Here is a 13,427-nt window from a genome sequence, read left to right as displayed (position 1 = left end):
TCTTCATCAGGGTTGTCAGTCCGCTTGGACGCAAGGCCTGAGGCGCCAGCGCGCCTCAGGCCTTTTTCGTTGCCCTGATTCGATCAAGGAGGATTGCATGGCAGTGGACTTTGCGACCTTGGCTGACGACATCGTCGATGGCGTCGGAGGTCTGGAGAACATCAAGACGGCGCGGCACTGCGCCACCCGACTGCGGTTGGAGCTGCGCGACGGCGAGAGGGCCGCGACCGACAAGGTGAAGGCGCTCAAGGGCGTCCTGACCGTCGTGAAGGCCGGCGGCCAATACCAGGTGGTGATCGGCAACGACGTCCCGTTCGTCTACGCGCGAATCGCCGAACGCCTCGAAGGCGGCGGCGCGGTCGAGGAGGTCGAGGACAACTCGAACAAGAGCATCCTGAACCGCTTCATCGACCTGGTCACCGGGCTGTTCCACCCGATCCTGTGGCCGCTGGCCGGCGCCGGCTTGTTCAAGGCGTTCGTCAGCATGTTCGTCACCTTCAACTGGCTGGACGCCAAGAGCACCGAGTATGTCGTGCTGAACGCGGCCTCGGACGCGCTGATCTACTTCCTGCCGCTGATGCTGGCGGTGTCCGCGGCGAAGCGGTTCAAGACCAACCAGTTCACCTCGATGGCGATCGCCGGCGCGCTGGTCTACCCGTCCATCGTCGCGCTCACCGCGGCGGAAACTCCGCTGACCTTCTTCGGCATTCCGCTGGTGATCATGAGCTACACCAGCTCGGTGATCCCGATCATCGTCGGCGTCTGGGTGCAGGGCTACCTGGAGCGCTTCCTGATCCGCACGTTGCCGGGCTCGATCCGCAACTTCACCACGCCGCTGCTCTGCATGCTGATCATGGTGCCGCTGGTCCTGCTGACCATCGGCCCCGCGACCACCATCCTGGCCAATGGCATCGCCGACGGCATCACCTGGCTGTTCAAGGTCGCCCCCTGGCTGGCCGGTGCCCTGATGGGCGGCTTCTGGCAGGTCTTCGTGATCTTCGGCCTGCACTGGGGCTTCGTGCCGATCCTGGTCCAGCAACTCTCCACCGGCTATTCGATCATCGCCGGCCCGCTGGCCGGCGCCGTGCTGGCTCAGGCCGCGGCGACCTTCGCCGTCTGGATCCGCACCAAGGACCACGACACCAGGGAACTCGCCGGGCCGTCCGCCTTCTCGGGCTTCCTGTCCGGCATCACCGAGCCGGGCATCTACGGCGTGAACCTGCCCCGCAAGCTGCCGTTCTACTTCGGTGTCGCCGGCGGCGCCATCGGTGGCGTCTTCGCCGGCATCTCCGGCGCCGGCACCACCGCCTTCGTGTTCCCGTCGCTGATCGCGCTGCCCGCCTACCTCTCCACGCCGAACCTGCCGCTGTTCTTCATCGGCCTGGCGCTGTCCGTGGCGATCGGGTTCCTCGGCACCCTGCTCTGGGGCGTCAAGGACCCGGAGCCGGCCGCGGCGTCCACAACTGGCGCCGAGACCGCCGTCCCGGCGTCCGCGCCGGCCGCCGCTACCGGCACTGAAGTGATCGTCCGCTCACCGATGGACGGCACCCTGGTCGCGATCGGCGACGTCCCCGACCCGGTCTTCGCCAGTGGCGCGATGGGCGCCGGCATCGGTGTCGAGCCGACCTCCGGTACCGTCTACGCGCCGGTCAGCGGCACCATCATCGTCACCATGGGCTCCGGTCACGCCTACGGCATCCGGACTGACGAGGGCGTTGAGGTCCTCGTCCACGTCGGCATCGACACCGTCAACATGAAGGGTGAGGGTTTCGACCCCAAGGTCGCCCAGGGTGACCACGTCAACGCCGGTGACGTGCTGGTCGAGGTCGATCTGGCCAAGATCACCGAGGCCGGCTACTCGACGACCACCGTGGTGATCATCACCAACACCGCCAGCCAGAAGGAAGTCGCCGCGGCTTCTCTGGGTGCGGTCAGTCACGACGATGCCGCGCTGATCGTCACGGCCTGATCACACAGGACAGGAGAGAATCAAGTCATGAGCACCACCTTTCCCGAGGGCTTCCTCTGGGGCGGCGCCACTGCCGCCAACCAGTTGGAGGGCGGCTACGACGCCGGCGGCAAGGGGCTGTCCATTCAGGACGTGATGCCGCAGGGCGTTAAGGGCCCGCCCACCGAGGAGCCCACCGCGGACAACCTCAAGCTGGTCGGCATCGACCACTACCACCGCTACGCCGAAGACATCGCGCTGTTCGCCGAGATGGGCTTCAAGGTGTACCGGTTCTCGATCGCCTGGAGCCGGATCTTCCCCAACGGCGACGAGCAGACCCCGAACGAGGAGGGCCTGGCGTTCTACGACGCTCTGCTCGACGAGTTGGAGAAGCACGGCATCGAGCCGTTGGTGACGATCAGCCACTACGAGACGCCGCTGCACCTGGCCAAGACCTACAATGGCTGGGTCGATCGCCGGTTGATCGGATTCTACGAGCGCTACGCCCGCACCCTGTTCGAGCGGTACGGCCACCGGGTGAAGTACTGGCTGACCTTCAACGAGATCAACTCGGTGCTGCACGCGCCGCTGCTGTCCGGCGGCATCTGGACGCCGAAGGAGCAGCTCAGCGAAGCCGACCTCTACCAGGCGATTCACCACGAGCTGGTGGCGTCGGCCTCAGCGACGAAGATCGCCCGGGAGATCAACCCGGAGATCCAGGTCGGCTGCATGATCCTGGCCATGCCGATCTACCCGCTGACCTCCGACCCGGCCGATGTGCTGAAGGTGCTGCAGAGCGATCACGGCAACCTGGCGTTCAGCGACGTCCATGTTCGTGGGGCGTACCCGGGCTACTTCCTGCGCACCCTGCGGGACAAGGGCATTGAGCTCGACATCACCGACGCCGACCGGGAGACCCTGACCAACACCGTCGACTTCGTCTCGTTCAGCTACTACATGAGCATCTGCGACGCGGCCGACGGCGGTGAGGTCGGCGAGGGCAACATCCTCGGCGGCCTCAGGAACCCGCACCTGGCGGCGTCCGAATGGGGTTGGCAGATCGATCCGGTGGGTCTGCGGATCATCCTCAACCAGTTCTGGGACCGTTGGGGCAAGCCGCTGTTCATCGTGGAGAACGGGCTCGGCGCCAATGACGAACTGGTCGAGGTGGACGGCGTTCAGACTGTCGAGGACGACTACCGGATCGCCTACCTCAACGACCACCTGGTGCAGGTGGGTGAGGCGATCGCCGACGGCGTCGAGGTGATGGGCTACACCTGGTGGGGTCCGATCGACGTGGTCAGCGCGTCCACGGCGCAGCTGTCGAAGCGCTACGGCTTCGTCTACGTCGACCGCAACGACGACGGCAGCGGAACGCTGGCGCGGCACCGCAAGAAGTCGTTCGGCTGGTACCGCGAACTGATCGCCAGCAACGGTGCAAACCTGGCCTGACCAGGGCTGATACGAGGATTCGAAAGGGGTGGGCGCGATGAAGGTACTGCGGGTGTTCAACAACAACGTCGTGCTCACTCGTGACGAGCTCGGACGCGAGGTGGTGGTCACCGGGCGGGGCGTGGGCTATCAGGCCCGGCCCGGTGACCCCATCGACGAGGCATTGATCGCCCGCCGGTTCGTCCCGGCGGACAACCCGTCGTCGGTGGCCAAGGTGATCGCGGACATTCCGCTCGAGCGGCTGGCCCTGGTCGAGCGACTGTTCGCCGAGGCGATGCGCGAGCTGAACTCGATGCTGCCGCCGCTGGCGATCGTCGCGGTCGCCGACCACATCCATCAGGCGATCGAGCGGGTCGCCCGCGGCGAGGTGATGGAGTACCCGCTGCGTGCCGAGGTCGCCCACCTGCACCCGCAGGAACTGGAGGTCGCCGAGCACCTGCTGGGCAAGCTCAATCGCCAGCTGGACACGCCACTGCCCCACGGCGAGGCGATCGCGCTGGCGATGCACCTGTTCCACGCGGTGACCGGCAGCCCGAGCATGGAGCAGACCTTCGTCCAGTCGCGGCTGATCCGGCAGATCTTCGACATCGTCGGCCAGGCCTACGGCGACGAGTTCGACCCCGATTCCATCGACGCAGCGCGCTTCGCCACCCACTTGCGGTACTTCTTCGCCCGCGCCCGGGTGGGCAAGCAGCTCTCCGGCGGTGCGCCGGCGGTCGCCGTCGTGGTCTCGGACAGCAACAGCCGGGCCTATCAACTGGCGCTGCGAATCAAGGCGTTGCTGGAGCTGCGGCTGCAGCATCAGGTCACCAACGACGAGGTGGTGTATCTCACCATGCATGTGGCGCGGCTCGAGACGGGGATGCGCACCCGGGCCTGAGTTCCGCCGGTCGAGCTTGTCGAGACCTGTTCGGTCGCCTCGGCTGATTGGAGCTGTCCGGCTCTCTGTGGCTCGAGGTCCGCGTCCCGACAGCTGTCGACCGACGGCGCCGCCCCGGACGTGCGGAGAGCCGGGTCGTGGACGCTCCTCCTGCGTCCTGACCCGGCTCGATCCGTTCTTACCGCCTTGAGCAGTTCCCCCCGCCGTTCCCGCGTCCCCCCCGAACGTGGTCTCGGCTGCTGCTCTGTGCGGTTGGCCCCCCGACCTGAGAAGAACTTTGCCGGAGTGTCCTCAACGGTTTGTAAACGCAACCTCAAGGTGAGCGCAAGGTCTGGTTCGGATCGGCTGGATGGACCGGAGGGACGGTTCTTTCGGTCCACCAGCCGGTCTGATGGACCGAAAGAACCGTCCCTCCGGTCCACAGAGCCTCCGGGTCTGGTCCGTCAGACTGTCTCCAGCGCAGCAGGCGATCCGCCGGCGTCCAGGGCTGGGCCGGTGTCCTTGAGCCGGACGCCGGACTCGCCCAGCGCCCGAGCGCCGGCGATCAGCCGGGCAGCGGTCTGCGCTGCGGTGCGGTAACCCAGACCGTCGGGCGGATGGATGTTCGAGATGCAGTTCCGGGCCGAGTCCGCCAGGCCGGGCCGCGGCCGATGGGTCAGGTAGATGCCGAGGCTGTCGGCAACCGAGAGGCCGGGACGCTCGCCGATGATCACCAGCATCGTGCTCACGCCGAGGGCCTGGGCGATGTGGTCGCCGAGCGCCACCCGGGCCTGGGTGACCAGCACCGGCGGGGCGATCGTGTATCGGTCGCGAAGCTCGTCCCGCAGCGCCTCCACCAGGCCGACGCCGTGTTCGGCCAGCGCACGGGAGGAGAGCCCGTCCATCACCGCAATGCCGATGTCAGCTCCGGACTCGGCGGGTGGCGTGGTCCAGCCGGGCAGCCGTCCGAGGTCGGGACGGCGCACGTAGACCTCGCGACCGTTCGCCCGGCTGGTGACCTGGATCGGGTCGCCCAGCCCGAGGCCGGCCAGGCCGCGCAGCAACTCGTCCACGGCCAGCGGGGTGTGCACCGCGTCCCGGGCCAGGGCGTGCGCCTCGCGGAGTTCCAGCAACCGCCGGGTGGGCAGCGCGTCGCCGGTGTGGCCCAGGCCGATCCGGGCCTGGGTGTGTGGCCGCAGCTGACCCCAGAAGCCGTCCGTGCCGTCCACGGCGGCGCTCATCGCGCGCTCCCGACCAGCGACCGCAGCGGAGAGCCGGCCACGTCCAGCGGGCGGATCAGCCCGTCGGGGCCGAGCATCCGCTGCCGTCCCAGCCAGGCCTCGAACTCGGGCGCCGGCCGCAGGCCGAGCGTGCGCCGGACGTACAGCGCGTCGTGGAAGGACAGGCTCTGATAGCCGAGCATCACGTCGTCGGCGCCCGGCACCGTGATGACGAAGGCGCAGCCGGCCGCGCCCAGCAGGGTGAGCAGCACGTCCATGTCGTCGGCGTCGGCGTCGGCGTGGTTGGTGTAGCAGACGTCCACGCCCATCGGCAGCCCGAGCAGCTTGCCGCAGAAGTGGTCCTCCAACCCGGCTCGGATGATCTGCCGGCCGTCGGCGAGGTATTCGGGGCCGATGAAGCCGACCACGGTGTTCACCAGCAGCGGCTCGAAGGCGCGCGCGACGGCGTAGGCCCGGGCCTCCAGCGTCTGCTGATCGACCGGGCGGCCGCCGACGCCCAGGTGCGCGCCGGCCGACAACGCGGCGCCCTGGCCGGTCTCCAGGTACATGACGTTGTCGCCGACGGTGCCGCGGGCCAACGACCGCCCGGCGGCCATGCCCTCGGCCAGCACGGCCAGGTCGACCCCGAAACCGCGGTTCGCTGCCCTCGGTTCCGGCCACCGACTGGAAGACCAGGTCGACCGGGGCGCCGGCCTCGATCAACCCGATGGTGGTGGTGATGTGGGTCAGCACGCAGGACTGCATCGGGATCTCGTAGGTGGTGCGCACCTCGTCCAGCAGTTGGAGCAGATTCGCACAGTTCTGCGGCGAGTCGCTGGCCGGGTTGATGCCGATCACGGCGTCGCCGGCCCCGTACAGCAGCCCGTCGAGGGTGGCGGCGGCGACCCCACGCGGGTCGTCGGTCGGATGATTCGGTTGCAGCCGGGTGGCCAGGGTGCCGGGCATCCCGATGGTGGTGCGGAAACCGGCCCTGACTTCGGCGGCCCGCGCCACCGCGATCAGATCCTGATTCCGCATCAGCTTGCTGACCGCGGCCAGCATTTCCGGGGTCAGTCCCGGAGCCAGCGCAGTCAGCGTCGCCGCAGCTCCGGGCCGGACGCTGACGTCCAGCAGCCAGTCCCGCAGCCCGCCGACGGTCAGCGACGCGACCGGTTCGAAGGCGACCAGGTCGTGGCTGTCCACGATCAGCCGGGTCACCTCATCACTGTCGTAGTCCACCACCGCTTCGTTCAGGAACGTGCTCAGGGGCAGGTCGGCGAGCACCCACTGGGCGGCGACGCGTTCGGCCTCGGACTCGGCAGCGCAGCCCGCCAACTGGTCGCCGGAGCGCTCCGGAGTGGCCTTGGCGAGCAGGTCGACGAGCCCGTCGAAGGTGTAGCCGTGCCCGGCGATCGTCTGGTGCCAGCGGGGCATGTCACTCGCTCCGTCCGGAGAGTTCGTGTTCGGCCGAGTCGAGGGCGGCGAACTCCTCGTCGGGCGAGTTCGCCACCAGATGGTGGCGGGAGTAGAGGCCGAAGTAGGCGAGCAACGCGAGCAGCACGGCGGCCGTCGCGGCCGCGGCGACCGGATCGACCAGGAAGGTGGCGACCACCGCCGCCAGGCCGATGACCAGGGCGATGGACGTGGTGACGATGCCGCCCGGCGTCCGATAGGGACGCGGCATCTCCGGCGCCCGCCGGCGCAGCACGATGTGGCTCACCATCATCAGCACGTAGCTCACCGCGGCGCCGAAGACCGCCATGTTCAGCAGCATCGCCCCGCTGCCGGTCAGGGAGAGGGTGAAGCCGATCACGCCAGGCACGATCAGCGCCGCCGCCGGTGCCTTGCGGCTGGTGGTGAGGGACAACCAGCGGGGCAGGTAGCCCGCACGGGACAGGGCGAAGGTCTGCCTCGAGTACGCGTACATGATGGAGAAGAAGCTGGCGATGAGTCCGGCCAGGCCGATGTAGTTCACCACGGTCGCCGCGACCCCCGGGCCGAGCGCCTCCACCAGCGGGTTCCCGGAGACGCCGAGCGCCTTGGCGCCGATGGCGCCGGTGCCGAGGAAGAGCGTGACCAGCCCGGTCAGGGTCAGGACGGCCATCGCCGCGATGATGCCGCGGGGCACGTCGCGGGACGGCTCACGCGCTTCTTCGGCGGCCAGCGGTACACCCTCGAGCGCCAGGAAGAACCAGATCGCGAAGGGCACGGCGGACCAGATTCCGAGGAATCCGTGCGGCAAGAATGGGCTGGCGCCGGCGGCAGCGGCGTCCACGGGAATATCGGTGAGATTGGCCGGATTGAAAAGTCCGAAGGCGGCGACGGCGAAGATGACGAGCCCGAGAAGTGCGATCACGGTGATGATGAACATGGTCTTCAGCGCTTCGCCGACACCGGCGAGATGCACACCGATGAAGATCACGTAGACCGCCAGGTAGATCCACCAGCCGTCGGTGATTCCGAAAAGTCCGAGCGATTCCACATAGCTGCCGATGAAGGTGGCGATGGCCGCGGGCGCGATGGTGTACTCGATCAGGATCGCCGAGCCGGTCACGAATCCGCCCCAGGTGCCCATGGCCTTGCGGGCGAAGGTGTAGCCGCCCCCGGCGGCGGGTAGTGCGGAACTGAGTTCGGCCATGCCCAGCACCATGGTCAGGTACATGGCGGCCACGATGACGAAGGCGATGAACAGGCCGCCGAAGCCGGCTTGGGTGAGCCCGTTGTTCCAACCGGCGTAGTCACCGGAGATCACGTAGCTGACGCCCAGCCCGGCCAGGAGCACCCAGCCGGCCGTCCCTTTTCGGAGCGAACGCTTGGCCAGATAGTCGTCGGATTCGACTGTGGGACGGTGGAGCGAGGTGTCGGTCATGGCTTTCCTTCACTTCTGAATCAGACCGAGCGGGCGGCATCGGGGAGTGCTTTGAAAGGCGGCAACTCGATATGCCTCGGCGCGAGATGCTGAACATGGGCCTGCGGACAGTGAAGACCCTAGGGACGGCGTGTTGCGCCAGAGTTGCTTCAGAGTTACAAGGTGTGGCCGGCGCGAGGGATTAGCGGAGGGTTTCGGCGGGCTGTGACGGCGTCCGGCGAGAGCATCGGGAATGGCTTTGGCTGCGCATGCACCCGCAGTGTGGGCACCCGTGGTCAGATGTCGTGGCAGTGGAGGGCCGAAGACGCCGGATCCGTCCCCGGGCGTGCGAGTTTCGAACGTGAAGAACCGTCCCCGGGCGTGCGAGTTTGGAACGTGAAGAACCGTCCCCGGGCGTGCGAGTTTGGAACGAGAAGAACCGTCCCCGGGCGTGCGGGTTTCGAACGAGAAGAACCGTCCCCGGGGTGCGGAGTTCGCGGTCAGGCGGAGCCGAGTTCGAACTCGTCGGCGTAGATCAGGCGGTTCTCCCTGGTCAGCAGGCTGTTCGGGTCACCGAGGTTCTCCGGGTCGCCGACGAAGGTCTCCCATTCCTCGATCCGGACGCGGTGGTCGCCGGCGGTGGTCGGACGGGTGAACGGCAGGGCCGCGGGGACGTCCAACTCGCCGGTCCAGACCAGGTTGGCCAGCGAACCGGCGTAACCCCGCACCTCGAGGTCGGTCTGGTCGAGCGTCTCCCAGGCCAGATCGGAGGTCCGGCCGGACGCCCGGTGTTGCAGCTTGGCCCGCAGCACCCGGTTGGCGCCGACCAGCAACGGGTTCACCGCGCCGCGGGCCGGGCCGACGATCGAGATGCCGGCCGGTGCCGTCCCGAAACCGGTGTCGTGCAGCCCCGCCGGGCCGGACACCAGCACCCGGACGCGGCCCTCGGCCGTCCGGCTGACCGACGCCGTCCGCTCCGGCGGAATCTGGACGAAGTCGCACAGCACCGGCTTGGAGATGTGCCGTCCCGGCACGCTGTAGGGCTGATACCGGACCAGGGCCAACTGGACGAACGGCCAGAACCGCGCCGGGAAGCCGATGTCGACGAACCACTTGCGGCGGTCCTGGTTGTACTGCGGCCGGTACGGCACCACCCACACCCTGACGTTGGGGTCCTCGGCGCTCGGGTACTGCTCCGGCTTCCCGGACGGCCCCGCCACCGAGTCGTAGTCGTCCCAGCCGACGGCGGCCAGGAACTGGGTCAACTGCAGCACCTCGCGGTCCTCGACCGCGCTGCCGATCCAGAACGGGTCGCCGCCCCACTGGCTGACCCGGGTGGTCTCCGGACGCGCCCCGATCGCCAGTACCACCCCGATCTGCTCGTCGGCGCCGGTGGCGAACCAGGGCCGCTCCAGGTACACCCGGACGCCGGTGCGCCGGGTCCGGCGCCGCGCCATCGGCTGGGCCGGCTCGGCGCCCTCCTCCCAGCGGAACAGCGGCAGCACCGAATGCACCAGCGGCGGCGCCGGCAGCGAGGTGTTCGGCACGTGTACGTCCACCTCGGGGCTGACCGTGCTGCGTCCGTCGTCGATCGGCAGCGCCGGGTCGTCGGACGCCGGCAATGGCGCCAGCTCGTCGGGGGAGAAGTACTCCCGGAACCGGGTGCTGGCCCGGAATCGGTAATGCACCAGCCGGTGCTTGGTGTCACCGAACTCGTGCACCGCCTGGTGCGAGCGGACATGCCCGATGGTGGCGTCGTCGTAGGTCTTGTCGGCATGGCCGCCGGCCAGCACCGCGACATCCTCCCACGGCTCGATCGCGGTGGTCGCGGCCACCTGGCGCTGGTTCGGCAGCGTCTTCCAGACCGGGTCGGACAGGTCGTCGAGCACCTCGTCCCAGCGCGCGTCGACGATCAGCGAGTCGGTGCTCGGCCCATGCACCTCGATGCCGCCGAGCAGCATCGCGTTGGTCGCGTTCTGCGGCCGGTAGACGGTGAACGCCACGGACTCCGGCGCCCGGACCGGACGCGGCACCGCATGCACCAGGGTCAGCGATTCGGACGGCGTCAGCGCCCAGAGCCAGCCGTCGGTCGCCGCCCGCACCACGATCGGCACCTGTCGCAGCGCCGCCGGCAGCTGCTGCCACACACCCATCAGGTCCAGGTCGTCGACCCCCAGGACCGACGACACCCGGGTCCGCAACGCCGTCCCCAGCGGCAGCGACATGGTGATCAGGTGCGGAGCCACCCGGCCGCCGAGCTCGGCGTTGCCGTCCAGCACCAGCCGGTAGCCGTCGATCGCCGGCCAGCTGCCCGGATCGTCCGCGGACGGCGACGCGCCGGGGTAGCGGGCGGTGAACCCTTCGACGCCGAACGGCGGCACCATCGTCCAGTCCTTGCCGGCGTCCGGGAAGACGAAACCGAGCCCGCGGGCCAGCACGTCCGGCAGGTACGGGGTGTGCACCAGGTCGGTGTCATGCACCACGTACTGTCCCGGACCGGGCGCCTCACCGGGCGGCAGCGGCAACGTCTTCAGCTCGCCGGGGGACGCGCCCGGCCCGTGCACCAGCGCCACCCCGTCCTGGGCGTCGCGGACGGACGGGTCGTCGAGCCGCGGCAGGTCCAGGTCGAACAGCGTCCCCGATTCGCGGATCGCCGCATGCAGCAACCGATTCACCGCGCCCGGATCGGCCGAACCGATGGCGGCGTCGAACGCCTGATGCAGTTCGGCCTCGAGCTGGCTGGTCTTCGGCGGCACCAGCTGCCGCTCGCAGGTCGCGAACCGTCCCGGGTGCGCGGCGGCGTAGCCGTCCGGATCGGTGTGGCTGACCGCCAGGGTCACCGGATCCTGTTCGACGCCTGAGCGGATCACCAGCACCTGATTGGATTCGCCCTCGCTGTACAGCCGGCGCGGCACGATCGCCGGCGGCGGCACCGGCTGCCAGCGGACATAGGCGATCTCCGGGGTGACCGCCTGGCCCTCGGCGGTGAAGAGCCTGGCCAGATCGGGGTTCAGGTCGATCCCCGAGGCGATCACCGCCGGGTTGAGCAGCGCCGTCGCGGCCGGTGCGACATCGTCGCTGGCCAGTCCGGACGCCAGCGTGCTGCGGACGTCGGCGAGCGCGGAGGGCACCGGACGGGCCGCCTGTTCGCCGCGGACGACCTGGAGGCGTCCGACGATCTGCGGCAGCACCTCGGCCAGCCGCAGGCCGGCCTCGCCGCGTCCGGGGTTGATCGCCGGTTCGGCGACCGGCTCGGCCGCGACGCTCGCCCGCAGCCGCTGCACCGACGACACGGTGAAGTCGCGCAGCCCGCGCAGGTCGGCCGTGACCCGCGCCTCGACCTCGGCCCCGGCGGCACCGTCATCTGGCTCCGGGCTGACGTTGCCGATCCGGTGCGGACGCGAGTTGCCGGCCAGGTCGACGCTCCAGGCGCGGAAGCTGTAGCGGCGTCCGAACCGTAGCCGGGGCAGGGTCCCGGGGGCCGCGCGCCGCTCGATCAGCACCGGGGTGGACGGGTCCGCCGGCGGCTGCGGATCGGTGACCACCTTCTCCTCGCCGTCCTCATGCACCACTGGAAGCGCCGGTCGGGGCGCGGACAGGCTCCAGCCGTCCCAGCCGAAGACCGCCTCGTGGACGTGCACCGGCGCCTTGTCCTTGCCCGAGTGGGTGGCGTTGGTCTCCTGCAGGAAGGCCACGTCGTCGAACTCCAGGGTGCGGCCGCCGACCACCTCGGCCCGGACCTGCACCTGGTGCAGCGAGCGCCAGGTCCGGGTCTTGTCGTCGTGCACCTCGATCCGGACGCCCTGGGTGACGTCCTCGGTGGTCAGCAGCGGGGTGTCCGCGGCGGGCTGGTCCGGCGGCTGGTTGCGCACCGAGTCGAGCAGCGTCCGCTGGGCGTCCATCGCGGACGCCGTAGTGGCGGCGTTGTCGCGGCGGGCCAGGGTCAGCCCGATCGAGCGCAGCGCGGGCGGGGCGGCGTTCGCCGGCGCTCCCTGCAGCGCCGCCGCCACGGTGCGCAGATAGGACGACAGGTACAGCTCGGTCTTCAGTGCGGCGCCGTCGGCGTCCACGTCGAGGACGTCGAAGGCGTCGGCGTTGCCGACCGGCAGGCGTCCGTTGATCCACGCTTTGTCGTCTTCGGCGCGGGTGGTCAGCGCGGTGCCGACGGCCCGGCAGGCGACCCGGACCACCTTGGTGACCTCAGGGCGGCCGTCGATCAGGATGCGGCCGAGCAGCCACTCGCTCTTGGCCAGCCGGGCGGCGTCGGCCTTGAGGTCGACCACCAGGCCGAGCTTGCGCTGCAGCGGACCGTGGTCGTTGATCAGCGAGACCCGGGCGTGGAAGTCCGGGATCTGCTTCTCCGGCGGGGGCGGGCCGGGGTTGTCGGGGTCCGGACGCCGCTGGTAATCGGTCTCCTCCTCGGGGTGGGAGTAGAACCGGCGGGCCTGATGCAGGGCCAGTTGCGCGGCCGCCATCGGCGCCCCGCCCGGGGTGCCGTCCACCACCGGCTGGACGGCGAAGTACCGTCGCGGGTCGCCGAACTCGGCCAGCGGGACGCCTTCGCGGCAGGCGGCGTCCAATCGTTCGGTCTGCAGGCTCTCGAACCGGCCGACCAGCTCGAGCGGATTGTTCTGCCGCCGGCCGTCGCCGCCGCTGAGCGCGCCGAACACGTCGGTGCCGAACCAGGGCACCTGCTGCGCGGTGGGCGGCTCGACGCCGTTCGCCATCGTCGCCAGTAGGTTGACCGACTTGGCGACGCCGGTGGTGGCCCCCGGGTGGAAGGTGCGCCACGGGTGTTGTTTCCAGTCCGGCGGCACGTAGCTGGTCACCGGGGTCTGCTCGGGGAACACCTCCTCCCACAGGCCGTCCTCGAGTTTCTCCAGCAGCGGCGTGCACTCGATCTCGCCGTCCTGGTCCTCGACCACGAATTTGGCGTTGACCAGGGCTTTCGGCCAATGCAGGAAGAGTTCGGTGACGGCGAGGGTGTCGCCCGGGTCGTCCACCTCGATGTCGGGGGCGACGAACAACGAGACGTGGAAGTCGGCGTCCGGGTCGCACGAGTAGGGCAGTGCGACGACGGTGAACTGTTCACGCATGGTG

General features: G+C 69.4%; 7 protein-coding genes and 1 pseudogene. 3 read left to right on the top strand and 5 right to left on the bottom strand.

The window, feature by feature from the left end:
* The first annotated feature begins 97 nt into the window (after window positions 1–97).
* Genes QM711_RS05700 through QM711_RS05690 form a run of 3 tightly spaced genes read left to right on the top strand, consistent with a single transcriptional unit; the run spans window position 98 to window position 4,280 of the window.
* A complete protein-coding gene (locus QM711_RS05700; RefSeq protein WP_415097182.1) occupies window positions 98–1,969 on the top strand; it encodes a beta-glucoside-specific PTS transporter subunit IIABC in 1,872 nt (623 codons plus the stop codon).
* 27 nt (window positions 1,970–1,996) lie between these two features.
* Window positions 1,997–3,400: a glycoside hydrolase family 1 protein gene (locus tag QM711_RS05695; protein ID WP_415097180.1), complete on the top strand. Its 1,404-nt coding sequence runs from the start codon at window positions 1,997–1,999 to the stop codon at window positions 3,398–3,400.
* A 37-nt stretch (window positions 3,401–3,437) separates the two neighbouring features.
* On the top strand, window positions 3,438–4,280 hold the full coding sequence (locus QM711_RS05690) for a PRD domain-containing protein (protein ID WP_415097178.1): 843 nt from the start codon (window positions 3,438–3,440) through the stop codon (window positions 4,278–4,280).
* Between the two features lie 443 nt (window positions 4,281–4,723).
* On the opposite strand, the gene eutC is transcribed toward QM711_RS05690, so the two are convergent.
* The 5 genes and pseudogenes from eutC to QM711_RS05665 all read right to left on the bottom strand — a co-directional run bounded on the left by eutC (window position 4,724) and on the right by QM711_RS05665 (window position 13,423).
* Entirely contained in the window at window positions 4,724–5,500 is a 777-nt protein-coding gene (gene eutC, locus QM711_RS05685) for an ethanolamine ammonia-lyase subunit EutC (RefSeq protein WP_415098607.1), read from the bottom strand.
* A complete protein-coding gene (eutB, locus tag QM711_RS05680; RefSeq protein WP_415098605.1) occupies window positions 5,497–6,111 on the bottom strand; it encodes an ethanolamine ammonia-lyase subunit EutB in 615 nt (204 codons plus the stop codon). The genes eutC and eutB (QM711_RS05680) overlap by 4 nt, the downstream gene beginning before the upstream one ends.
* A gap of 94 nt (window positions 6,112–6,205) precedes the next feature.
* Window positions 6,206–6,913, bottom strand: a pseudogene (eutB, locus tag QM711_RS05675) (ethanolamine ammonia-lyase subunit EutB); the annotation flags it as partial.
* 1 nt (window position 6,914) lies between these two features.
* Window positions 6,915–8,348: an ethanolamine permease gene (gene eat / locus QM711_RS05670; RefSeq protein ID WP_415097176.1), complete on the bottom strand. Its 1,434-nt coding sequence runs from the start codon at window positions 8,346–8,348 to the stop codon at window positions 6,915–6,917.
* A 479-nt stretch (window positions 8,349–8,827) separates the two neighbouring features.
* Window positions 8,828–13,423, bottom strand: a complete 4,596-nt coding sequence (locus QM711_RS05665) for a hypothetical protein (protein ID WP_415097174.1) — start codon at window positions 13,421–13,423, stop codon at window positions 8,828–8,830.
* Window positions 13,424–13,427 lie beyond the last annotated feature (4 nt).

It is taken from the genome of Micropruina sp., from assembly GCF_047602385.1.
Taxonomy (GTDB): domain Bacteria; phylum Actinomycetota; class Actinomycetes; order Propionibacteriales; family Propionibacteriaceae; genus Micropruina.
Note: the sequence above shows the minus strand (reverse complement) of the source record. Positions and strands in the feature narration are given on the sequence as shown.

Coding starts and splice junctions, on each gene's coding strand:
- QM711_RS05700 (WP_415097182.1), top strand. CDS start 98: ATGGCAGTGGACTTTGCGACCTTGGCTGACGACATCGTCGATGGCGTC.
- QM711_RS05695 (WP_415097180.1), top strand. CDS start 1,997: ATGAGCACCACCTTTCCCGAGGGCTTCCTCTGGGGCGGCGCCACTGCC.
- QM711_RS05690 (WP_415097178.1), top strand. CDS start 3,438: ATGAAGGTACTGCGGGTGTTCAACAACAACGTCGTGCTCACTCGTGAC.
- eutC (WP_415098607.1), bottom strand. CDS start 5,500: ATGAGCGCCGCCGTGGACGGCACGGACGGCTTCTGGGGTCAGCTGCGG.
- eat (WP_415097176.1), bottom strand. CDS start 8,348: ATGACCGACACCTCGCTCCACCGTCCCACAGTCGAATCCGACGACTAT.
- QM711_RS05665 (WP_415097174.1), bottom strand. CDS start 13,423: ATGCGTGAACAGTTCACCGTCGTCGCACTGCCCTACTCGTGCGACCCG.